Source organism: Candidatus Magnetaquiglobus chichijimensis (genome assembly GCF_045865675.1).
GTDB lineage: Bacteria > Pseudomonadota > Magnetococcia > Magnetococcales > Magnetaquicoccaceae > Magnetaquiglobus > Magnetaquiglobus chichijimensis.
Map to the genome: position 1 here is coordinate 312,961 of NZ_BAAFGK010000004.1, position 22,058 is coordinate 335,018.

Here is a 22,058-nt window from a genome sequence, read left to right on the forward strand (position 1 = left end):
TCAGGACAACGGCAGAAAATCGGTCACATCCTCGGTGACCGTGTGGGTGAAAAACCACTCGACCACGAAATGCACGATCTCCTGGGCTGTGGTCTGGCCCGCTTTCATGCTCGCGATTTTCTTTTGCAGTTCTTGAACGAGCACTTCGTGCAGCCGTTGTTGATGGGCGAAACGGCGCGGCAGGTACTTGAGAAGGATGTTCTCCTCGGAGATGAAATGAAATCGGGCATAGGCCAGCAGTTCGTCCAGGAGACGTTCCTGGTAGATCGGATCTACGTTCGCGCCAAGTTCTTCGTGCAGTCGATTCATCAACTCCAGGAAGTACTTGTGTTGAAGGTCAACGATCCTGTTGTTGGTCTGATAGCCGTATTGCCAATCGAACCTGGGCATGGAATTCTCTCGTGCGGTCAGTGGACAAGTATCCGGATGCCGCATGGTCGATAAATCGACAGGCCAGACGGAGCGGACAGATCTTGCGGCAAATCTATTTGGCAGGGTACAGGCCTGAAAGAGAGGCGTCAACTGGGAAAAGCTTGCAAGATACAGAGATTTTGCACGTCAGGTTGAAACCACGCCGGGAGCGGTTCGGACTCCCGGCGTGGTGTCCTCGATTCGACTCAGAAACTCTCGAACTCGTCATCCAGATTCTTCCGTCCGCCGCCAGAGTCGCCCTGATGGGTCAGGCGCAACGTGGCGCCTCCCTTGGCGGTTCCCGGATTTTTCGGGGTCGCGCGCGGCGCGGGCAGGGCTGCCACGGCGCGGGATGGCGGACGACGCGTGGCGCCACCGCCTGCGGAACCGGTGCCGATGTTGAAGAACGAAATGGTCGATTGCAACAATTCGGCTTGGGCATTCAACTCCTCGGAGGTGGCGGCCATCTCCTCGGAGGCCCCGGCGTTTTGCTGGATCACCTGATCGAGCTGCTGGATCGCCTTGTTGATCTGCTCGGCGCCGCTGTTCTGCTCGCGGCTCGAGGCGGCGATCTCCTGCACCAGTTCGGAGGTTTTCTGAATGTCCGGAACCAGTTTGTTGATGATTTGACCCGCCTTTTCGGCCACCAGCACGCTGGAGGAGGAGAGACGGCTGATCTCGGCGGCGGCGGTTTGGCTGCGTTCGGCCAGCTTGCGCACCTCGGCGGCCACCACCGCGAATCCCTTGCCGTGCTCGCCGGCGCGTGCCGCCTCGATGGCCGCGTTCAAGGCCAACAGATTGGTCTGACGGGCGATCTCTTCGATGATCGAGATTTTCGAGGCGATCTCTTTCATGGCGCTCACCGCCTCGCTCACCGACTGGCCACCTTGTTCCGCGTCGATGGAGGCCTGACGGGCGATCCGCTCGGTCTGCTCCGAGTTGTCGGTGTTCTGCTGGATGTTGGAGGCCATCTCTTCCATGGCCGATGAGGTCTCTTCCACCGAGGCGGCCTGTTCGGTCGAGCCCTGGGAGATCTGCTGGGCCGTGGAGGAGAGTTCCTGACTGCCCGAGGCCACGCTGTTGGCGGTGTTGCGGACTTCGCCGATCACCTCCTTGAGCTTGTCGGCCATTTCGTTCAACGACTTGGCCAGGGTGCCGATTTCGTCGGTCTGGTCGATGTGGAGACGGGTGGTCAGATCGCCCCGCGCCAGGGTCTGCGCGAAGGCAACCCCCTGCACGATCGGTTTGGTGATCAGAGAGGCCAGAAAGAGCGCGATCAGCACGCCGAGAATCACGGCGCCAAGGATCGTGCCGATGATGATCGAATTGGCTTCGTGGGTGATTTTTTCCGCGTCGCCGCGCGCCACGGCCAGTTGATGATAGCCGGCTTCCTCGGCCTGCTGGGCCTGCTTGATCACATTCGCGCCCAGTTTGCCCATGTCGGCCAGGATCGCCTTGAGATCGTCGTCGTTCTTGATCCACGACCGGGCTGCTTCGATGTATTCGCTGGTGGCCTTGCGCGCGGCCTCGATCAGCTTGATCTGTTCGGCATCCGGGGTGATCTTCTGGAGATCGTCGTAGAGCTTCATCAGTTCGGGAAGCAGGACATTCATCCGCTTCCAGGCCTCGCGATCCTTGTAGTTCACCTCCTCCTTTTCGGCGCGCATGATCCCCAGGGCATGCACGTAGATGTTGGTGGTGATGATGTAGCGCTGCACGTAGGGATCGAGCGCGGAGGCATCCGCCTTGCCCTTCATGGCGGCGGTGTAGGCATCCACCTGGAGTTGCAGGAACTTCTCGGCGGCCTTTTCGACGATCTGGCCCTTTTCGACCATCTGGACCACGGAGTTCTTGTTGGCCTGCAACGCCTTGACCCCGGCGCGGTACTTGTCGGCATAGACCGCCGTGCCATTGCGGGCCGCCTTGGATTGATCCAGCAATTGCGTGTTGTTGTATTTGGTCGCCAGTTCATCCACCTTGTCGAGGAATTGATTCAACTCCTTGACGCTGTTTTCGGCACGTTGATGAATCTCTGGTTTTTCGTACAGCAGATAATTTTTCTCCTCCATGATGGTGGCCAGGGCCATCCGTTCCACCCCCGTGGCGTACTCCACCGCCTTGGCGTTGTTGTCGGTGATGCCGAACAGGGCTCCAGAGACCTTGCCGATGTAGAGATTGGCCAGGCCGCCGAAAATCACCGTGATGGCGACCAACAGCAAGGCGCCGCCGAGGATCTTGAACTTGACGCTTAAATTGTGAATGGACATTTTTTTCACCAGTTCGGAGTTTTGCGAGGGGGGATTACGATGAGCCATATGGCCATGCAAATTCATGCATGCAGCCTATCAGCACGACGCATGGTGCGCAAGCATGAAACTTTAATGGAAAGGTATTGTAAAAGATTATCATATGGACAGGGATCGGAGGCATGCGATCTGGTCCAGGAATGGAGGGACATCCCGATCCGTTGGGATGAGGATCGGCCAGGCGTTGGTTTTTTGCATCTGCGGGAGCCGATCCGTGCGGGGCACGGATCGGGCAGGCGTCATGGCGGGGAGGTCAGATCCAGTCGGTGAGTTTTTCCAGATCCGCCGGGGTGTTGATGGAGAGAATGCGCGCCTCCTTGTGGATGCGTTTCATCATGCCGGCGAGCACCGTGCCGCTGCCGAGTTCCACGAAGGTGTCCACGCCAAGGGCCACCAGACGCAGCATCGAGGCCTCCCATCGCACCGGATCGGTGATTTGTTCGATGAGATTTTCTTTCACCATCTCCCCTTGTGTCAGGGCGTCGGCGGTGACGTTGGCGATGAGGGGGATGGCGAGGTCCTGGATTGGCTGTTCGGCCAGGAACTCGGCCATGGTCGCGGCGGCCTTGGCCATGAGGGGGGTGTGGAAGGCCGCCGAGACCGGGACCGGAAGGGCCTTGGCCTTGGTGGCCTTGACCAGTTCCACGGCCCGTTGCACGGCGGCCACATGGCCGGAGATCACCAGTTGGGTGGCGGTGTTGTAGTTGGCCGGCGCGCAGAAGAGATCGGTTTCGGCGGCGGCCTGCTGGCAGATTTTTTCCACGTCGGCGGGGGCCATGTTGAGCACCGCCGCCATGCCACCCACGCCAGCCGGCAGGGCGGAACGCATCGCCTCGCCGCGTTTGCGCACCAGGCGCACCGCGTCCAGGGCCGGGAATCCCCCTGCCGCCGCGATGGCGGCGTATTCGCCCAGGGAGTGGCCGGCCACGTAATCGGCGCGCAGGCGGGTTCGTTCGGTCACCAGGTGATGGGCGGCCAGACCGGTGAGCACCAGGGCGGGTTGGGCATTTTCGGTCAGACGCAAGGTTTCGTCCGGACCGTTGAACATCAGGTCGGTCAGGTCGAAGCCGAGGGTGGCGTTGGCCTCGGCGAACAGGGTGGCGATGGCCGGATCCGCGTCATGCAGTTCGCGACCCATGCCCACGGATTGGGAACCTTGTCCGGGAAACAAAAAGGCGATTTTTCCCATGCGCGTAGACTCCTTCCTTGAAGAATCGACTCAAGAAGAACCCGAAACCAATGTGTATTCAGAACGCGGCGCCCGACTCCGCGACCGCAGGAGTCGCGGCCTGAGCCGTCGGGATCACCGAGGGGCAGACATTGCCATGGGAGACATGAGGATTGCGCATCAGTTCGGATTTCAGGGTGTTGAGTTCGATGAACTCGTCGGCCTGACGGCGCAACTCATCGGCGATCATCGGCGGGCTGGTGAGAAGGGAGCTGACCACGGAGACGAATTTGCCCTGGTCCTGGATCGCCTGCACCACGCTGCGGAAGTCGCCATCTCCGGAGAAGAGCACGGCGTGGTCGTAGTGCGGGGCCATTTGCAGCATGCCGACCGCGATTTCGATGTCCATGTTCCCCTTGATGCGTTTGTGACCGGTGACCGGATCGAGGTACTCCTTGATCGGTTTGGTGATCACCGCATAGCCGTTGTAGGCGAGCCAATCGACCAGGGGGCGGATCGGCGAGTAGTCTTGATCATCTCCGAGGGCGGTGTAGTAATAGGCGCGCAGGAGGCGGCTGTGGCTTTGGAAGTGGGAGAGGAGTTTTTTGTAGTCGAAATCGAAGCCCAGGGAGCGGATGGCGGCGTAGAGGTTGGAGCCATCGATGAAGATGACGGTGCGCTCGTTGGGATGAAAGGTGATGGGCATGTGAAATCCTTTGGAATATCCTGTTGAAAATAACGGGAGATTCGTGAGGATCCGGAGGCGGGGAGGAGGGGGGATCGTAAACTCGCAAGAAGGGGGGAAAGCCCCCTCACCCTTGACCGTGGACCGCTTTTTTTGGGTTCCACGGCGGAATGGGTGAAGATGGAGCGGGAGAAGGGATTCGAACCCTCGACGTCAACCTTGGCAAGGTTGCACTCTACCCCTGAGTTACTCCCGCATTCGAGCTATTTTACGCTCAACTTGAATGCCTCAAAAATCCACGAATCGAAATGCACTGCCGAAAAAAATCAAAAAATCAGTTCATTATGCAAGTTTTGGGATTGTTTTTTTCCCGCGCTTGCCATGCGTGGCACCTGGTTGCGAGGTATCACGGTACAACGATAAAACTGGAGGCCGGGGTGGGATTTGAACCCACGAATGAAGGTTTTGCAGACCTCTGCGTTAGGCCACTTCGCCACCCGGCCTGACCGACGGGCCAGGAAAACGTGTTTGAGGGGGAGGTTCCCTCTGGTTTCCCCCCCTGGAGCATCCGTTCGGACGGCCAGGGTGGAAAAGATGGAGCGGGAGAAGGGATTCGAACCCTCGACGTCAACCTTGGCAAGGTTGCACTCTACCCCTGAGTTACTCCCGCGTACATCACTTGGCAATCATAGCGAATTCTGGATGGGTTCGTCAAGGGGGTTTAAAAAGGGGTGATCATTGGCGATGGCGATCGTTGCCGGACAGGCGCATCAGGTGGTTTCCAATCGATCCAGAGCTTCCTTGAAACGCGGTTCATTTCAACGGTGCGCAAGTGGAGTAAACCATCAAGATTGACGGGCAGTATGGAGGTCATGACTGGATCCCGTGTGATCCTGAGATCAAACAAAGCCATCTGTGCCCGATTGGGCGCGGTTTGGAAGCCATGATTTCAAGCTGGGTGCCATGGGAGAAGGATGGGTGAATCGGGCGATGCATCACCGTTTCGGCTGGATGGCCGGCCAGGCGGTGACCAGGTAGGCGTAGCCGGACCAGAGGGAGAAGACCGCCGCGACCCCTAAAAAGAAGAGTCCGGGCCACTGGAATGGCACGTCGAACAGGCCATCCTGGACCAGGAGCATGATGATGGCGGTCATTTGGAAGCCGGTTTTCCATTTGGCCAGGCCGGATACCGGAACCTTGAGGCCGAGACCGGCCATCCGTTCGCGCAGGGCCATGATGGTGATCTCGCGGGCCAGGATGATCAACACCAGCGTCAGCGGGGCGCGGTCCAGGGAGAGCAGCAGCACGATCGCCGAGATCACCAGCAGTTTGTCGGCCACCGGGTCGAAGAACCGTCCGAAGTCGGTCAGCAGTCCGGAGCGACGCGCCACGTAGCCGTCGGCCCAATCGGTGATGGCGGCCAGGCTGAAAAACAGGGCCGAGAGAATCAATCCCCAGCGATCCGGCAGATAGGCGCTGCCGATGAAGAACGGGATCAGCGCGATGCGGGTCGCGGTCAGGGTGTTGGGAAGATTCCAAACCATCAATCGGATCTCATGTGGTTTCCTGGATGTTCCTCAGGTGGTGGACGATGGTCTCTGCCAGGGCGGCGGAGATGCCCGGAACGGCCTCAAGCTCCTCGACATCGGCGGCGCGCAGGGCCCGAACCGAGCCGAAACGTCGCAACAACGCCTTCTTGCGGTTCGGTCCTACGCCGGGGATGTCGTCGAGGGCCGAACGGACCAGCTCTTTCCCACGACTGCCACGGTGATAGGTGACGGCGAACCGGTGCGCCTCGTCGCGGATATTCTGCAACATGAACAACACCGAGGAGCGTTCCGGCAGTATAATCGCTTCCGAGCGTCCGGGCAAGAACAGGGTTTCCTTTCCTGCATCGCGATCCGGACCCTTGGCGATCGCGCAGAAGGTGACCCCGGTGATGCCCAGATCCCCGGCCACCTCCACAACCGCGTTCAACTGTCCCTTGCCCCCATCCAGCAGCACCAGATCCGGCCAGTCCGCGTCGCTGGCGTCGGCGTCGCGGAAGCGGCGGCGCAACACTTCGGCCATGCGCGAGGTGTCGTCGATGGCGTCCGGATCGCGGATCGCGAAGCGGCGGTAATCCTTCTTGATCATCCCCTCCGGACCGAAGGCCACCAGCGAGGCCACCACATGCGTATCCTGGATGTGGGAGATGTCGAAGGCTTCGATCCGCTCCGGCGCGCGAGGCAACTCCAGAATCTCCGCCAGTTCGGCCAGCCGTTGACGGTTGGCCCGCTTGCCGCTCAACGAACGGATCTTGGCGGTTTCGGCGTTGGTGAGGGCCAGATCCACCAGACGCCGTTTCTCCCCGCGCTCCGGCACGCGGATCTTGACCGCGCCGCCGCGCAGGCGGCTCAACGTCACCTCCAGCCAGCCGCGCTCCGGCGGGGCCAGGTTGACCAGAATCTCCGGCGGCGGCAAGGGGGTCTCGAGGGCGCTGGTGGATTTTTCGCGACCATCCCGCGCTTCGTCCTCGGCATCGATCTGACCGGGGGCGTAGAACTGGGCGATGAAAGACTCCAGCACCTCGGCGGGGGCCAGATCCTCGGTATTGTCCGGAAAGTGGGCCTGGTTGCCGAGCTGGATCCCGTCACGGATGAAAAAAATCTCGATCACCGCCGGTCCGTCGCTGGTGGTGATGCTGAGCACATCCAGATCGGTCCCCTCCTTGAGGTTGCCGCGTCGCTGCTCCTGGACGTGGCGAATCGCCTTGATCCGGTCCCGCAAGCGGGCCGCCTCCTCGAAGCGGCGTGTCTCGGCGGCCTCCCACATCGCCTGGGTCAACCCTTCGATCAACTGGCGGTCGCGCCCCTCCAGAAACAGGATCGCCTCTTTCACCCAGCGGCCATGGCTCTCCGAATCGATCAGGCCCATGCAGGGGGCGTGACATCGTTTGATCTGGTGTTGCAGACAGGGACGCCGCCGCGTGGTGAACTGCCGCTCCTCGCACTGGCGCAGGGGGAAGATCCCCTGCAACCATTTCAAGGTTTCCCGCACCGCATGCACGCTCGGATAGGGGCCGAAGTACCGTTCGCCCGGATGTTTCGGGCCGCGGTGCAGGGTGAGGCGCGGGAAGGGGTGGTTGATGGTCAGGCGCAGCCAGGGGTGGGACTTGTCGTCCTTGAGCAGCACGTTGTAAGGGGGTTGCAGACGCCGGATGAGGTTGGCTTCGAGGATCAGGGCATCGGCTTCGCTGGCGGTGACGATGATGGCCAGATCCCGCGCCTTGGCGAGCATGGCCTGGATGCGGGCGGAATTGGCTCCATGAAAATAGGAGCCGACCCGTTTCTTGAGGGATTTGGCCTTGCCGACATAAAGCACCTGGCCATCCGCGTCGAGATAGCGGTAGACCCCTGGAGCATCCGGCAGGGAATCGACCGTCTCGCGCGGCACGGATGACGCGAAATCGTTCACCGGGGGGGCGTGTCTGGCGTGGCGCGGCCTCGTGCATAGGCGATCAACCCCAGGCCGATGACGAGCATGGGCAGACTGAGCCACTGTCCCATGGTCAGGTCGCCGGCGAGCAGCCCCAGATGGGCATCCGGTTCGCGCACGAACTCGACCGCCAGCCGGGAGAGGGCATAGCCGGTCAGAAAGACCCCGCCGATGAGTCCCGCCGGTCTGGGGCGTCGGCCCAGCCAGATCAGGACGATCAGCAGCGCCACCCCTTCGAGTCCGGCCTCGTAGAGCTGGCTCGGGTGGCGGGGCAGGGGGCCGGCGCCGGGGAAGACCATGCCCCACGGCAGATCGGTGGGACGTCCCCACAGTTCGCCGTTGATGAAGTTGCCGATCCGGCCCAGCAGCAGTCCGAGTGGCGTGACCACCGCCAGCAGTTCCATGACGACCAGAAACGACAGACCCACCTTGCGGGAGAAGTGGAGACCGGCCAGCAGCACCCCCAGCAGTCCGCCGTGGAAGGACATGCCCCCCTCCCACACCTTGAGGATGGCCAGCGGGTTGGTGAGGTAGGCGTTGAAGTTATAGAACAGAATGTATCCGAACCGTCCTCCCAGGATCACCCCGAGCAGCACCGCCATCACCAGATCGGCGAGCCGTTCCGGGGAGATCTCCAGCCGTTGGCGTCGCACCTGCCATTGCAGGAGCGGCCAACCGAGCACGAAGGTGAGGGTGTACATCAACCCGTACCAGCGGATGGCGATGGGACCGAGTTGCAGGGCGATCGGATCGAAGTGTGGATAGGCGATCATGGTTGGGGATGCCAGGTGGGGGATTCGGGATAGCTGCCGAGGATCTTCAAGCTGCTGGTGAAGAAATCCAGCTCCTCGAGGGCCAGTTTGCAGGGCCGCTCCTCGGGGCGGCCCTGGAAGTCGAGATAGAAATGGTACGACCAGGGGGTGCCCGGCACGGGACGGGACTCCAGGCGGGTGAGGTTGACGCCGTTGGTGGCGAATCCGCCCAGACACTTGTAGAGGGCCGCCGGGATGTTGCGCACCTCGAAGATCAGGCTGGTCTTGCAGGGAACCTCCTTGGGCGGCACGTGTCGTTCTTTCACGATCTGCAAAAACCGGGTGGTGTTGAGCCGGCTGTCCTGGATGTCGCGGGCCAGCACGTCGAGTCCGTAGAGTTCGGCGCACAGCTCGGCGGCGATCGCCGCCTCCAGGGTTCCACCCCGTTCGGCCAGATCCGCGGCGGCCCCGGCGGTGTCGTAGACTGCGTTGCAGGCCCAGCCGTGCTTGCGGATGAAGGTGCGGCACTGGGCCAGCGCCTGGGGGTGGGAGTAGACCGCCCGCACGTCGTCGATGCGCGTGCCCGGCAGACCGAGCAGAGCGTGGCGCACCCGCAGGTAGTACTCCCCCAGGATGTGGAGCTGGAACACCGCCAACAGGTCGTAACTGTCGCTCACCACGCCGGCGATGCTGTTTTCCACCGGGATCATGCCGATGCTCGCCTCTCGTTCGTCCACCGCCTGGAACACCTCTTCGAAGGTGCGGCAGGGGATGGTCCGGTAACCGGGGAGACTCTCCCGGCAGGCCTGTTCGCTGTAGGCGCCCCGTTCCCCCTGGAACGCGACGGTCTTTTCGAGGGGCTCCCGCGCGGGCGTTTCTCGAGAGGGGGAGGTATCCTCTTCCGGCAGATGGGAGGTGTTGCTCATGCCGCTCCGTTTCCTTGTCTGTCCGTGGCCTTGCGGCGTTGTTCCATGCGGCGCTGCCGGCTGTCGGCGGCATGCGCGATCATCTCCAGGAGATCCTGGGCGCGATACGGCTTGGTGAGAAAGGCATCCATCCCCGCTTCCAGACAGTGCTGACGCAGATCCATCTGCACATGGGCGCTCACGCCGATGATCGGCAGGTCCGGATCGGCCTTTTCGCGGCCTGCGCGAATCCGTCGGGTGGTTTCGATGCCGTTCAGGCGCGGCATCTGGATATCCATGAAAACCAGATCGCACCCCTGGTTCAACTGTTTCAAAGCCTCTTCGCCATCGCCAGCCGTGGTAACGGAGAAGCCCGCCGATGTCAAGACATGTTCGCCGAGCATGCGGTTGTCCGGATCGTCCTCCACCAGGAGAATCCGCGTGAAATCACCACTTACCGGGCGATTCGCCACCGGATGGGCGGGGAGGGACGATGCCAGGCTCGGGCGTTCTCCGGCGTCGGGAAGCAGACATGGCACCGTGAAGCCGAAGGCGCTTCCCTGACCGCAGGTGCTGGTCACCTGGATCTTGCCCCCCATGCGTTCCACCAGCTTCCGGCTGATGGCCAATCCCAGCCCGGTGCCGCCGAAACGTCGGGTCATGCCGGCATCCACCTGTGAGAACATGGTGAACAGGGTGGGGATCTTGTCGTCCGGGATGCCGATGCCGCTGTCGAGTACCCGGAACTCCAGATCCAGTCCGCCGTCGGGACGGCTTTTCTTGAGCAGTTGCAGCTCCACTCCGCCCCGTTCGGTGAACTTCACCGCGTTGGAGAGCAGGTTGATCAACACCTGGCGCAGACGGGCCGGATCGCCCAGAACCGTCTCCGGCACGCCGGCATCGATGAGGCTCTGGAGACTCAATCCTTTCATCTCCGCCTCCACGGCCAGGGTGGCCACCGCGTGTTCCACCACCTTGCGCGGCGCCAGGGGGATGCGATCCAGTTGGATCGCATCGGCTTCGATTTTCGAGAAGTCCAGAATGTCGTTGAGGATGTTCAACAACGACTCCGAGGCGTGCAGAATGGTGGTCAGCAGACGACGCTGCCCAGGATCGAGTTTCGAGGCGAGCAGGATGTCGGTCATGCCGATCACCGCGTTCATCGGCGTGCGGATTTCGTGGCTCATGTTGGCCAGAAAGTGGCTCTTGGCGCGCGAGGCGGCTTCGGCCTGGATGCGGGCCACATCCAGCGACTGACGCCGCTCCTCCAGCTCCACGGCCTGATGACGGATCAGCCGGTTGCGACGGTCGAGTTCCAGAAAAACCTGGACCTTGGCGCGCAGGTGCTCCATGGGGAATGGCTTGACCAGATAATCCACCGCGCCCAGCTCATAGGCGCGGGAGATGAACACCGGATCCCCATGCACCGCCGTGACCAGAATGGTGGGTGGACGCCGATCCGGCTCCAGATCGACCATGCGCCGCATGACCTCGAAGCCGTCCACGATCGGCATGTGGGCATCCAGGAGCATCAATGCGTATTCGCGACCGGCCATCCGTTCCAGGGCTTCCAGGCCGTCACGGGCGGTGACGATTTCGGTGTCGATCCCGTGCAGTTGTGTGGTGATCAGGGAGAGGTTTCCCGGATGATCATCCACGACGAGAATGGCTGATTTCATGGTTGGCTCGCCGGGGTGGTCACGGGTTGCGGCAGGAGTGCGTTCACGGGAGCAGACAGTCGCGCAGGGCGCGGGTGAGAGCGTCCATCAGCTCGAAATAGAGTTCCGGACCCTCCGGAAAGGCGGCGCCGAGCGGATCGAGCACCCCGACCCGCACCGGCTGACCGGCGGACACGGCATCGACCATGCGCTGGGGGAATTGCGGTTCGGCGAACAGACAGCGCGCCCCGGTGGCCCGGAGGCGCGCGGCGATCTCGCTGACCCGTTTGGCCCCCGGCGGCTGTTCCGGATTGACCAGGATCGACCCCACGGAGTTCAGACCGTAGCGGCTTTCGAAGTACTGATAGGCGTCGTGAAAGACGATGTAGGGGCGCTTGCGCACCGCTTGCAGCTCTTTGGCCAGTCGGGTGTCCAGGGTGGCCAGTTTTTGCGCGAGTCGTTGGGCGTTGTCGCGGTAGCGGGCGGCCCGTTCCGGATCGCGGCGCGCCAGGGTTTCGGCCATGGCCGAGGCCATGTGCGCGGCATTGCGCGGGTCGAGCCAGGCGTGGGGGTCGATCGGTTTTTTTTCGACGGAGGGGGGGGGCTTGTGGGCGTTGGATTCCACGGCCTTGGCCGACGGGGCATGGTCGTCGCGGTTCGCGTGGTCGTGGTCATCGGTTCTGGCCGACGGGGCATGGTCGTTGCGGTTCGCGTGGTCGTGGTCATCGGTTCTGGCCGACGGGGTATGGTCGTCGTGGTCCGCGTGGTCGTGGTCGTCGCCCGCCTTGCTGTGGTCGTGATCGTCCCCCTCCCAGACCCCGCCCTGGCGCATCGGCAGACGGTGCAGACCCGGAGTGGCCAGCAGCGCCACCTGGTGGGCCTGGGGAGCGAGATTCTCCAGAGGACGTTTGAGATACCCTTCCAGCTCCGGACCGGCCCAGAAAATCACCTCCGCGTGGGACAGGAGGCGGGCATCCGAGGGGCGCAGGGCATGGGTGTGTTCGGAGACATGGCCCTGGATCAGCAGCGTCGGTTTCCCGGTCGTTTCCATCACCGCGGCGGCCAGCGCGTGGAGCGGCTTGATGGAGACCACCACCTCGAGGGCCGAGGCGGGCGACGGTTGCATCAGCACCAGCATCAGCGCGGCGCCCGGCAGGGATGGGAAGCGGATCTTCATGGCTTGACCAGGGTGGCGACCGGGAGGGTGATCTTGAACCGTTTCGTGTCGCCATCCGGTCGTTTGGCGAGCAGATTCAACCGCAGTTGATCCTTGCCGCCGGCCCCGCCCTTCATCTCGAGCGCGCCATCCCCGGCAAGCTGGATCCACGGGGCATTCAGGTCGATTTTCTTGATCGTGAACAGCCCCTGGCCGTCCGACTCGACGCGCAGGTCGATTTTGCCCAGATCGACCGGCTCTTTCGAGCCCGGATTCCGTCCGGCGAAACGCAACAGCTCGGCCAGTTCCGGCACCTTTTTGGCGGCGCTGGCCAGACCAGGCGCGCGGACGCCCGATCCTTTCCAGGTGAAGCCGCCCCGGCTGGGGCGTCCCTGGCCATCGCGTCCGGTCACCTCGCCCGATCCCTCCAGGCGGGTCATCCGCCACCCCTGACCGAACACCCCGGTGGCGTGGCCCGAGCCGCGTTCCCGATCTCCGGAGGCCTCGAGCCGATCGAACCCCATGGCGCCGGGCGCCAGCGACACCACCACCCCTTGCAAACCCTTGGGAAGGCGTTCCAACCGCAAGTTCCGCGCGGAGAGGTTCCAAAGTCCTCCCTCCTCCTGGCGATGGATCAGTTGTTCGACCCGCCCCTCGGGGATCGCCATTTCGGCCACCTTCCAGTCGATCCTGGGGCCGTCGAGCAACAGATCGGTCTCGGTGAGGGCCAGATCCTCGATTTTCAGCTCTTTGAGGAAGGCGGCGAGACGCGGGTTCCAGGGGGTGATGGTTTTGAAGATCCACTCCGGATCCCCCCTGGATTCGCTCAGGATCAGCTGTCCGGCCAGGGGATTGAGGCGGTGCAGGGCGATTCGCCCCTTGGCCTTGAACTCGGGCCGGTCGATGTTGACGATCTGGCCCAGCAGTTCACGCGGCGGCGCGGTCTGGGGCTCGGCTTCGGCGTGGGGTGCTGGCAGGAGCAGCAGAGCGAGCGCGAGCCACCACGCGCGGAGCGTCGCGAAATCGAGCCGTCCCCGTCGCCGTTGCGCGGGCGCGAGCCACCACGCGCGGAGAGGCGTGTGTCGGTCGTGGGAGCCATCACGACGCGAGACTGTCCGTTCAACGCACCAGGACAAAGAACTTCTCCTCGCCACGCTCGATGTTCAACAGCATCTGCCGCTCGTCGGAGCGCACCGCCTTGGCCAGGGCTGGGAAATCGGGCACCGGCTTCTTGTTGACCGTGAGAATCCGATCCTCGTCGCGCAGCCCGGCCTCCCAGGCGGAGCTGTTCGGCATCACCTTCACCACCTTGATCTGGGTCTTCTCCCCCTCTTCGGTGTCGATGCCGAAGATCGCCCCTTTAAGCCGGGGATCGATCTTCTCCCCCTTGATCTTTTCGGCCTCGGGATTGGCCATCACCACCGTGAACTCCTGCTCCTTGCGGTCGCGGATCGCTTTCAAGGGGATCGACTCGCCCACCTTGGCCAGGCCGATGACGTTGTGGAGATCCGATGCCGAGCGGATCGGTTTGCCCTGGGCTTCGATGATCACGTCGCCGGGACGCAGACCGGCCTGGAAGGCGGCGGAGTTGATCACCACGCGGGTGATCGCCGCGCCCGAGCCGCCGCTGATGCCGAAGGCCTTGGCCAGTTCCGGGGTGAGGTTCTGGGCCTGGGCGCCGAAAAAGCCCCGTCGCACCTGGCCGTGTTCGATCAGCTGGCCCATCACCTGACGGGCCATGTTGATGGGAATGGCGAACCCGATGCCCACGTTCCCCTTGCCGCCGCCGGGGGAGAGGATGGCGGTGTTGATCCCCACCAGCTTGCCGGAGAGATCCACCAGCGCGCCACCGGAGTTGCCGGGGTTGATCGAGGCGTCGGTCTGGATGAAATCCTCGAACCCCTTGCCCAGTCCCTTGCGTCCCAGGGCGCTGACGATGCCGGAGGTGACGGTCTGGCCCAGTCCGAAGGGGTTGCCCATGGCGACCACGAAATCTCCGACGCGTAGCGCGTCGGAGTCGCCGAAGGGGAGCGCCTTGAGCCCCTTGGCCGGCACCTGGATCACCGCGACGTCGGTCTCCTTGTCCACGCCGATCAGCTTGGCCTGCATGCTGTTGCCGTCGCGCAGGGTGACGTTGATGATCTCGGCCCTGTCGATCACATGCTGATTGGTGAGGATGTAGCCGTTCTTGGCATCGACCACCACCCCGGATCCGAGGCTTTTGCTCTCCTTCTGTCGTTTTCCTCGGGTGGTGGGAACATCGAAGAAGCGTTGAAAAAGCGGATCGTTGAGCAGCGGGTGATCCGGCACGTTGACGTGTCCCGTCGTGGCGATGTTGACCACGCCGGGGATCACCCGATCCACCATGTCGGCCAGGGTTGGGAGTTTCTGGCCGTCCACGGCCATTGGCAGGCCGGCCTCGAGGGGCGGGGCGGCCAGAAGCGTGAGCAGCGCAAAGAGGGAGAACCAGCGCGAGGGAGCGTTCATCGGGAGATTTCTCTTAAGGGGGCCACGCGCCCCGTGGCACGGAAGGCGAGATAGTCCGCGAGCACCCGATCGTGATCGAAGGCCAGAGGGGAGGGGAGCGCATCGGGGAGGACGATCCGCACCGCCTTGGCGTCGTCGGCGGCGCGCGGGGTGCCATGGGCCTCGCCCACGTAGATCGCCGAGGCCGAATGCAGCCGGTTGTCGCGGGCAGGATCGGAGTAGATCCCCAACAGCGCGATCAGACGCACCTCAAGCGTGGTCTCTTCCAGGGCCTCGCGCACCGCCGCCCGTTCGACGCTCTCCTTGTCCCGATCCACGAAGCCGCCGGGAATCGCCAGCCCGAACGGCGGGTTCTTTCGTTCGATCAGCACGATCGGACGGCCCGGATGGTCGATCAGTTCGATGATCACATCTGCGGCCAGAAAGGGGGTTTGCAGTTCTCGTGTCATGGGTTTTGTCCTCGCCAATCCGTCTCGAAGACCTCCCGGAAGGAGGCCAGCAGGCCTGTTTCCAAATCGGCGCGACTCACCGGGACGCCGAGTTTTTCCAGAGAGGTGACGCCGCGACCGGCCAATCCGCACGGCACGATGCCGGCAAAGGCCTTCAGATCCGGCGCGCGGTTGATCGAAAAGCCATGATACGCCACCCCGTGCCGAATGCGTACCCCCAACGCGGCGATTTTTTCTCCAGCCACCCACACGCCGGGGTTGTTCGATTCGCGCCGCGCCTCGACCCCCAATCCGGCCAGGGCGCGGATCACCGTCTCCTCCAGTCGGAAGACGTGGGCCCGCGCGGCGTGGATGGCCGGTCGGAGATCCTTGAGCACATACCCCACCAGCTGTCCGGGACCATGATAGGTGACCTTGCCGCCGCGATCGGTGACGATGGTCGGGATGGTGGCATCAAGGATTTCGGCACGGGAGGCCGAGCGGCCCAGGGTGTAGATCGGGTCGTGTTCGAGCAGCCAGAAGAGATTGGGCGCCGCGCCGGCGGCGATCGCCTCCACCCGCGCCAATTGTTGTTCCCAGGCGACGCCGTAGGCGATGCGCGCGTCGCGCTGGCATTCGAACGGCGTGCTCATTCGGACGGGAGAGGGGTGGAATCGGGATTGACCATCCGGGTTGGAAGCGGTTCGAGGGTTCCGGGTTCCCGGGTCGGATCGTTGAGGTCACGCACGGCCAGGAGCGCTTGATCGCACTCCATTTCCAGTTCGCGGAACAGCTTGCCGGCTTTCAACCACTCCTCGGCGCGCGCCGCCGTCCCGAGTCGCACCGCCTTGAGCTTGAGACGCTCCGCGCCCAATCCCAGGGCGAGGCGCTTGATCGTTTCGCACTGCTCGCGGGCCCGACGACCGTTCTTGTCGCCCAGGGCCGTCCGCAACGGTTCCAGAAGCGGGGTCGTCCCCTCCAGCAGTCGTTCCGCTGCCTCTTCGAAGGCGATCCGATCCTCGACCGGGGTGAGGAGTCCCGGTTCTTTGCGCGGAGGCCCTTTTCGGAGCGCCGACTGTTTCGAGGCGGCGCGGGATACGGCGTGCAACAGGTCGAGGGGTCGATAGGGCTTGACGAGGAATTCGGTCATCCCCGAGGCAAAACAGAGCGCCCGTTCCCCCGGCAGGGCGCGGGCGGTCACCGCCACGACCGGGACCATGGCCTGGGCCGTGCACCCCTCGCGGATGCGTCGGGTGAGTTCATAGCCATCCATGCGCGGCATGTGCAGATCCGTGAGCACCAGATCGAAGGGCGGGCCGGCCTCCATGCGATCCAGCGCCTCCTGGCCATCCTTGACCGGCACCACCTGGTGACCGGCCTTTTCAAGCACATCGGCGGCCAGTTCGCGATTCTCCTCCAGATCCTCGGCCAGAAGGATCCGCAACGACGGGGTGACCGGGATGTTGGCGAGCCAGCTTTCCGGCTCGTGGGTGGCTTCGTGAAGCCTGCCCTCGAGGATCGCCTGGATCGAGCGCAACAGCGAAAGCCTTTTCACGGGCTTGATGATGGTGATGATCTCCAGGAGTTCGGCCACCGCGGGCAGATCCGCCGGGCGTCGGTTCGTCGGCAACAGGATCGCCGCCTTGCCCATCCAGCCGGGGTGACCGGTGAGGGTCTCCAGACGCGCGCCGAGCACCAGGATCATCCGTTCATCCAGCAGCACCACCTCCCAGGGGCGGTTTTCGGCGTGGGCGGCATCCAGGGCCGCCAACATCGCCTGCCACTCATCCACCTCCCCGACCACCGCGCCGAACTCGTGCAGAATCTCGGTGGCGATGGTGCGTCCCATGGGATGGGGATCGGCGATCAGAATGCGCACGCCGGCCAACGCCTGACCCACCACCGGTCGCACCGGGAGGGACGGAGCGTCGGGCGTTGCTTCCGGCGCGTTTCTCCGACCTGGCGGAAACCGCAGCAGCACATGAAAGATGCTCCCCTCGCCCCATTCGCTCTCCAGCCGGATCGTGCCGCCCATCATCTCCGCCAGCATCCGGCTGATGGTCAAACCCAGTCCGGTGCCGCCGAAACGGCGGGTGATCGAGCCGTCCGCCTGGGTGAACCGTTCGAAGATCCGCGCGTGATGCTTGTCCGGGATGCCGATGCCGGTATCCGCCACCGAGAACATCACGCCGAAATCCCGTCCGGTTCCCGTCTCCTCCTCCCCGGCGGGCGGAACCGGATCGGCCCGTTGCACCAGGATGGTCACGTCCCCTTCGTCGGTGAACTTGATGGCATTGGAGATCAGGTTGATCAGGATCTGGGAGAGCCGGTTCGGATCGCCGATCACCATTTCGGGTGTCTCCGGGGCGATGTAGCAGAAAAGTTCCAGCTCCTTTTCGTGCGCCTTGACCGCCACCAGATCGCAGACATTCTCCACCACCGCGCGCAGATCGAAGCTGATCCGCTCCAGCCGCAACTGCCCGGCCTCGATCTTGGCCAGATCCAGGATGCCGTTGATCAGGGTCAGGAGATTGTGGGAGGCGCCCTGGACGATGGTGAGCTTGTCGCGCTGTTCGCCGCTGAGTCGCGTGCCGAGCACCAGATCGGTCATGCCGATGATCGCGGTCATGGGGCTGCGAATTTCGTGGCTCATGTTGGCCAGGAATTCGTTTTTGGCCTGATTGGCGGCATTGGCGGCCAGCATGGCCTTTTCGAGTTTGGCGGTGCGCTCTTCGACCATCTCGCGCAGATGGCTCTGGATTCGTGCCAGACAGGCTTCGGCATGACGTCGTTCGGTCAGATCCTCGATCACCAGGATGGTGGCGTGGGTATGGTCGGTCAAACCCTCCAGGCGCGAGGCGCGCAGCGTCACCGGAATCGTTTCGCCGCCAACGGCGCGTAAAACGGTTTCGAGTTGGGATGGGGGGGAGAAGTCGGGCGCCCGGGCGCGCTTTGGGTCCGGCTCAACGAACAGGTCAACCGCCCGCAGACCGATCAGTTCCGCCGGGGGCGTGCCGATCAACCGGGCGAGGGCACGGTTGACGGTCTGGATCCGGCCCTGGTCGTCGATGACCAGCAGGCCGTTGGCCATGGAGTCGAGGATGTCGTGGTGGTAGCGGTTGAGTTCGACGATGCGCGCCGCGTCACGGGCCCGTTCGCGTCGATGGGGGCGGATCAGCAGACGGTGGGCGAGCCAGGCGATCAGCAGGGCGAACAGAAGAATCACCCCGCCTTCGACCGGAGCGTGATTCAGTTCCGCATCGGCCATGAATCCCGCCACCGCCACCAGGCAGCCAAGCAGATAGGCGCCGATCAGGGGCCAGACCCCCGTCCCAAACAGGGTGAGACGTTCGGTTTCCACGGTTTCGGGGGTGGTGTGACCCTCCGTTCGGTGCCGGGCGGTCATGGGACAGGTCGCGAAGCCAAGCGGATCAGACCGGTTGTTCGGGGGTTTGGAATCCCGCCTCGCGCATGGCCGCGATGATCACCTGGACCGCCTGTTCGGGAGCGAACCGGTCGGTGTTGACCGTGAGATCGAAGCCGTGGTGCGCACCGGGGAACCGTTTGGCCACCTGTCGTTCGAACTGATCGCGCTCCTTGTTGGTCTCCAGGATCAGCTTTGCGGCCTTGTCGGGTTTGATGTTCTTGTTTTTGGCCAGACGTTCCACGCAGGTGGCCAGGGAGCCTTCCAGGCGCACGCGGAACGCCTTGGTGGGGGAGAGCAGCAGATGGGCGGCGCGCCCGACGATCACCCCGCCCAAGGGGGCGATGCCCAGGATCACTTTCGCCATGTAGCGGTAATATTGATCCGAGGTGATGCTTTTTTTGGAGAAGAAGGAGATCAGCATCTCATCCACCAGGCCCCGCACATGCTCGTCGAGACGGGCAAGAAGCTCTTTGTCTCCCTTGGTTTTGTTGACGATGGTGGTGAGGAGTTCCTTGTCGTACAGATGCACGCCGAGTCGGTCGGCCAGAAGTTTGGAGGTGTTCGAGCCCGCAGCCCCGTAGAATCGGGAGATGGTGACCAGGGGCTTGGGCATGGCGGGCGCTTCGGCGTGCGTTTCGGGTTCGTAGCGGCCTGCGTCGAGAATGGCCTGGACCAGATGCAACGGAGTGTTCGTCATGGTGTCTTTGGACCTTTGGCGGATGCGAATTCGGCGTGTTGGATCGATCATTCCGGGCGATCCGTGCAACCAGGGAGATGCCGGGAATCGGTTTGACAGGGCGAGGCGCCTCGGCTTTCAGGCGTTGGCGCTCCCATGAACAGCGACGGCCCGGTCCGACCGGGCCGTCGCAAGCGGTGCAAAGGGATCAGTCGATGCCGATCTCTTCGGCCACGGTGCGCACCACGCGCTTGTCGTAGTCCAGAAGATCTTTGTTCTTTCCCTTGTAGGGGAGCTGGCTCAGGACATACTTGATGCCATGGATGCGCGCCCGTTTCTTGTCGTCGGACTTGATGATGGTCCAGGGGCACTCCGGGGTCGAGGAGTAGAAGAACATATCCTCCTTGGCCTTGGTGTAGTCCTCCCACTTGTCCTGGGACTCTTTGTCCACCGGGGAGAGTTTCCACTGTTTGAGAGGATCGCTCATGCGGCTGTTGAAGCGGCGGAGCTGCTCTTCCTTGCTGACCGAGAAGTAGAACTTGAAGAGGATGATCCCGGAGTTGACCAGCATCCGCTCGAATTCCGGAACGGAGCGCAGGAACTCGCGCACCTGATCCTTGGAGCAGAAGCCCATCACCCGTTCCACGCCGGCACGGTTGTACCAGCTGCGGTCGAACAGGCAGATTTCGCCCGCCGAGGGGAGATGCTGCACGTAGCGTTGAAAATACCACTGCGACCGCTCCTGGTCGGTGGGCTTTTCGAGCGCGACGACGCGGCAGCCGCGGGGGTTCATGTGTTCGATGAACCGTTTGATGGTGCCGCCCTTGCCCGAGGCGTCGCGGCCCTCGAAGAGGGCGATCATCTTCAGGCCGTTCTCCTTGACCCAGTTCTGCATCTTCACCAGCTCGATGTGCAGGGGGGTCATGATGCTGAGGTACTCTTCCTCGGACATCTTCTTGAATTTGGGACGGACACTGCGTTGCGCTTTCTGGCTCCCCTTGCCGAGAACGATCGGGTGACCGTCATCGTCGGTGGAGGCTTCGTTCTGTTTGGCATCATCCTGCATGCTGTTGCTCATTCCGTTCTCCCGCGGCATTTGGAATTGTGAGGACGTTGGGTCAATAGTGAAAAAAATTGAGGCGGTGTTTGTTCCATGATTCAGGCGTCACGCCTTGGAATCTTGGCATGGAGTTCTGATCTTGGACATGCGCATTTTTCCCAAGAGTTGTTTATCCCGCCATTCGCAAGCCCTCCCCATCATAAGGCGCACTGGCGCGCATGTCCACCTTTCCCCGGTTGATTTTGCATTGCAATATGCATTTTTTTGAATTGACGAGAAGCCGCTTGTTAGGGATTCGGCATTTGGGGTAAGATGGGGGAAAATGGTGATAAAATTTGCCATCGTTGCTCTTGATGCAAAGAAGCTCGATCATTCTCTATAAAAATACGGACATGGATACATGAGCGAAACGAATATGAACGCCACGGCGAAAAGCAAGGGTGCGGCACTCAAGGACAAGCAGACCACAGGTGAGGCCTTTGGACTGATTCTGAACCACAATTTCGGGGCTCTGCGGGAGTGGGCGCCGGTCGCCTACCGGGGCGACGAGATCGAGGGGGTGCATCAGGCGCGGGTGTCGTTGCGTCGCATGCGTTCGGCGTTGGGACTGTTCCGCAAGGCGATTCCCCGTTCCATCACCGATCCGTGGGGGGTGGAGATGAGTTGGATCGCCTCCACCATGGGTGCGGCCCGGGATTTGGATGTGTTCATTTCCGAGGGGTTGAAGGTGACCGCGGGCAAGATCCCTCTGGAGTCTGGCGAGAAAAAATTGACGGCTCTGGCCATCGAGCGTCGCGAGGAGGCCTATCGTCAGGTGCGTGCGATGATGGACAGCGACCGTTACAAAAAGTTCATGCGCGCTTTCCCGCGTTGGCTTGACGATGCCGGTTGGCAGGATCTCAACGACCTGCCCGAGGATATCCGTCGCCGCATGAACCGGGGAATCCGTCTTTATGCCGCTTCGGTGCTCAACAAGCGCATGTCCATGACTCTCGGATATGGCGAGCGTATCGACGAGATGGATCATGTGGAGCTGCATGCCCTGCGCATCGAGTGCAAGAAACTGCGTTATGCGTTGGAGTTCTTCCTGCCTCTTTTCGCCGAGAAGGGGATGGCCAGCTTCACGCTGCATCTCAAGGGGTTGCAGGACATTCTTGGCGTGATGAACGACGTTTCGGTGATGCCGGGTCTGTTGGAGAAGATTCTGGCCGGTTCCACCGATCTGGAGACCCTTCAGTATGCCGGGGCCATCATCGGCTGGCGTTCCCGTCAGTACGAGGAGGTGCGTGGACAGCTCAATGCCCGTTGGGAGGAGTTCGCCAGCTCTGCCATGCCGTGGATGAAGTGAGGGTGTCTGCGGCATGTCATACCCTGTTCCGTTCAGGGAAGGTGTCGCTTCGACCGTCGAAAAAAAAGAGAGCGTCTGGGAGATTCCTCTCCCAGGGTTTTGACTTTAGACTTT

Annotated in this window: 18 protein-coding genes and 3 tRNA genes; 1 reads left to right on the forward strand and 20 read right to left on the reverse strand. The window is 62.6% G+C overall.

All coding sequences use genetic code 11. The features are described 5' to 3' along the window. The 20 genes from ACOY6C_RS05785 to ppk2 all read right to left on the reverse strand — a co-directional run bounded on the left by ACOY6C_RS05785 (window position 1) and on the right by ppk2 (window position 20,614). On the reverse strand, window positions 1-390 hold the full coding sequence (locus ACOY6C_RS05785; protein WP_420904547.1) for a bacteriohemerythrin: 390 nt from the start codon (window positions 388-390) through the stop codon (window positions 1-3). 227 nt (window positions 391-617) lie between these two features. After that, window positions 618-2,678: a HAMP domain-containing methyl-accepting chemotaxis protein gene (locus tag ACOY6C_RS05790; protein WP_420904548.1), complete on the reverse strand. Its 2,061-nt coding sequence runs from the start codon at window positions 2,676-2,678 to the stop codon at window positions 618-620. A 292-nt stretch (window positions 2,679-2,970) separates the two neighbouring features. Next, on the reverse strand, window positions 2,971-3,906 hold the full coding sequence (fabD, locus tag ACOY6C_RS05795) for an ACP S-malonyltransferase (protein WP_420904549.1): 936 nt from the start codon (window positions 3,904-3,906) through the stop codon (window positions 2,971-2,973). A 58-nt stretch (window positions 3,907-3,964) separates the two neighbouring features. Beyond that, a complete protein-coding gene (locus ACOY6C_RS05800) occupies window positions 3,965-4,585 on the reverse strand; it encodes a LabA-like NYN domain-containing protein (RefSeq protein ID WP_420906087.1) in 621 nt (206 codons plus the stop codon). 166 nt (window positions 4,586-4,751) lie between these two features. Then, a tRNA-Gly gene (locus tag ACOY6C_RS05805) sits at window positions 4,752-4,826 on the reverse strand. A gap of 170 nt (window positions 4,827-4,996) precedes the next feature. Further along, a tRNA-Cys gene (locus ACOY6C_RS05810) sits at window positions 4,997-5,073 on the reverse strand. Between the two features lie 92 nt (window positions 5,074-5,165). Next, window positions 5,166-5,240, reverse strand: a tRNA-Gly gene (locus tag ACOY6C_RS05815). Between the two features lie 325 nt (window positions 5,241-5,565). After that, window positions 5,566-6,114 carry a CDP-diacylglycerol--glycerol-3-phosphate 3-phosphatidyltransferase gene (gene pgsA / locus ACOY6C_RS05820; protein WP_420904550.1) on the reverse strand — a complete coding sequence of 183 codons (549 nt, stop codon included), beginning with the start codon at window positions 6,112-6,114 and terminating at the stop codon, window positions 5,566-5,568. A 10-nt stretch (window positions 6,115-6,124) separates the two neighbouring features. Continuing rightward, complete coding sequence (gene uvrC, locus ACOY6C_RS05825; protein ID WP_420904551.1) at window positions 6,125-8,005, reverse strand: excinuclease ABC subunit UvrC; 1,881 nt, start codon at window positions 8,003-8,005, stop codon at window positions 6,125-6,127. Between the two features lie 17 nt (window positions 8,006-8,022). Continuing rightward, window positions 8,023-8,820, reverse strand: coding sequence for a prolipoprotein diacylglyceryl transferase (lgt, locus tag ACOY6C_RS05830; protein WP_420904552.1), 798 nt, complete (start codon window positions 8,818-8,820; stop codon window positions 8,023-8,025). After that, window positions 8,817-9,725, reverse strand: coding sequence for a prephenate dehydratase (gene pheA / locus ACOY6C_RS05835; RefSeq protein WP_420904553.1), 909 nt, complete (start codon window positions 9,723-9,725; stop codon window positions 8,817-8,819). The genes lgt and pheA overlap by 4 nt, the downstream gene beginning before the upstream one ends. After that, complete coding sequence (locus tag ACOY6C_RS05840) at window positions 9,722-11,383, reverse strand: response regulator (protein WP_420904554.1); 1,662 nt, start codon at window positions 11,381-11,383, stop codon at window positions 9,722-9,724. The genes pheA and ACOY6C_RS05840 overlap by 4 nt, the downstream gene beginning before the upstream one ends. A 43-nt stretch (window positions 11,384-11,426) precedes the next feature. Beyond that, window positions 11,427-12,539 (reverse strand): zinc ABC transporter substrate-binding protein, encoded by a 1,113-nt coding sequence (locus ACOY6C_RS05845; RefSeq protein ID WP_420904555.1) that lies wholly within the window; start codon window positions 12,537-12,539, stop codon window positions 11,427-11,429. After that, window positions 12,536-13,654 (reverse strand): hypothetical protein, encoded by a 1,119-nt coding sequence (locus ACOY6C_RS05850; RefSeq protein ID WP_420904556.1) that lies wholly within the window; start codon window positions 13,652-13,654, stop codon window positions 12,536-12,538. The genes ACOY6C_RS05845 and ACOY6C_RS05850 overlap by 4 nt, the downstream gene beginning before the upstream one ends. Next, window positions 13,638-15,005: a Do family serine endopeptidase gene (locus ACOY6C_RS05855; protein WP_420904557.1), complete on the reverse strand. Its 1,368-nt coding sequence runs from the start codon at window positions 15,003-15,005 to the stop codon at window positions 13,638-13,640. Before ACOY6C_RS05855 ends, ACOY6C_RS05850 begins: the two co-directional genes overlap by 17 nt. Further along, window positions 15,002-15,454 (reverse strand): NUDIX domain-containing protein, encoded by a 453-nt coding sequence (locus tag ACOY6C_RS05860; RefSeq protein ID WP_420904558.1) that lies wholly within the window; start codon window positions 15,452-15,454, stop codon window positions 15,002-15,004. The genes ACOY6C_RS05855 and ACOY6C_RS05860 overlap by 4 nt, the downstream gene beginning before the upstream one ends. Further along, window positions 15,451-16,086: a lipoyl(octanoyl) transferase LipB gene (gene lipB, locus ACOY6C_RS05865; protein ID WP_420904559.1), complete on the reverse strand. Its 636-nt coding sequence runs from the start codon at window positions 16,084-16,086 to the stop codon at window positions 15,451-15,453. Before lipB ends, ACOY6C_RS05860 begins: the two co-directional genes overlap by 4 nt. Continuing rightward, window positions 16,083-18,839 carry a PAS domain-containing hybrid sensor histidine kinase/response regulator gene (locus ACOY6C_RS05870; RefSeq protein WP_420904560.1) on the reverse strand — a complete coding sequence of 919 codons (2,757 nt, stop codon included), beginning with the start codon at window positions 18,837-18,839 and terminating at the stop codon, window positions 16,083-16,085. The genes lipB and ACOY6C_RS05870 overlap by 4 nt, the downstream gene beginning before the upstream one ends. A 25-nt stretch (window positions 18,840-18,864) precedes the next feature. Further along, window positions 18,865-19,557, reverse strand: a complete 693-nt coding sequence (locus ACOY6C_RS05875) for a cytidylate kinase-like family protein (RefSeq protein ID WP_420904561.1) — start codon at window positions 19,555-19,557, stop codon at window positions 18,865-18,867. Window positions 19,558-19,744: 187 nt separating this feature from the next. Continuing rightward, complete coding sequence (gene ppk2, locus ACOY6C_RS05880; protein ID WP_420904562.1) at window positions 19,745-20,614, reverse strand: polyphosphate kinase 2; 870 nt, start codon at window positions 20,612-20,614, stop codon at window positions 19,745-19,747. Between the two features lie 382 nt (window positions 20,615-20,996). Between ppk2 and ACOY6C_RS05885 the strand changes: the two genes are divergently transcribed. Next, window positions 20,997-21,944, forward strand: coding sequence for a CHAD domain-containing protein (locus ACOY6C_RS05885; protein ID WP_420904563.1), 948 nt, complete (start codon window positions 20,997-20,999; stop codon window positions 21,942-21,944). Window positions 21,945-22,058 lie beyond the last annotated feature (114 nt).

Bases quoted from the DNA above. Each gene is read 5' to 3' on its own strand.
- pgsA (WP_420904550.1), bottom strand. From the start codon at position 6,114: ATGGTTTGGAATCTTCCCAACACCCTGACCGCGACCCGCATCGCGCTG.
- ACOY6C_RS05840 (WP_420904554.1), bottom strand. From the start codon at position 11,383: ATGAAATCAGCCATTCTCGTCGTGGATGATCATCCGGGAAACCTCTCC.
- ACOY6C_RS05790 (WP_420904548.1), bottom strand. From the start codon at position 2,678: ATGTCCATTCACAATTTAAGCGTCAAGTTCAAGATCCTCGGCGGCGCC.
- ACOY6C_RS05885 (WP_420904563.1), top strand. From the start codon at position 20,997: ATGAGCGAAACGAATATGAACGCCACGGCGAAAAGCAAGGGTGCGGCA.
- ppk2 (WP_420904562.1), bottom strand. From the start codon at position 20,614: ATGAGCAACAGCATGCAGGATGATGCCAAACAGAACGAAGCCTCCACC.
- ACOY6C_RS05855 (WP_420904557.1), bottom strand. From the start codon at position 15,005: ATGAACGCTCCCTCGCGCTGGTTCTCCCTCTTTGCGCTGCTCACGCTT.
- pheA (WP_420904553.1), bottom strand. From the start codon at position 9,725: ATGAGCAACACCTCCCATCTGCCGGAAGAGGATACCTCCCCCTCTCGA.
- fabD (WP_420904549.1), bottom strand. From the start codon at position 3,906: ATGGGAAAAATCGCCTTTTTGTTTCCCGGACAAGGTTCCCAATCCGTG.
- ACOY6C_RS05870 (WP_420904560.1), bottom strand. From the start codon at position 18,839: ATGACCGCCCGGCACCGAACGGAGGGTCACACCACCCCCGAAACCGTG.
- ACOY6C_RS05875 (WP_420904561.1), bottom strand. From the start codon at position 19,557: ATGACGAACACTCCGTTGCATCTGGTCCAGGCCATTCTCGACGCAGGC.
- lgt (WP_420904552.1), bottom strand. From the start codon at position 8,820: ATGATCGCCTATCCACACTTCGATCCGATCGCCCTGCAACTCGGTCCC.
- ACOY6C_RS05785 (WP_420904547.1), bottom strand. From the start codon at position 390: ATGCCCAGGTTCGATTGGCAATACGGCTATCAGACCAACAACAGGATC.
- ACOY6C_RS05845 (WP_420904555.1), bottom strand. From the start codon at position 12,539: ATGAAGATCCGCTTCCCATCCCTGCCGGGCGCCGCGCTGATGCTGGTG.
- ACOY6C_RS05860 (WP_420904558.1), bottom strand. From the start codon at position 15,454: ATGACACGAGAACTGCAAACCCCCTTTCTGGCCGCAGATGTGATCATC.
- lipB (WP_420904559.1), bottom strand. From the start codon at position 16,086: ATGAGCACGCCGTTCGAATGCCAGCGCGACGCGCGCATCGCCTACGGC.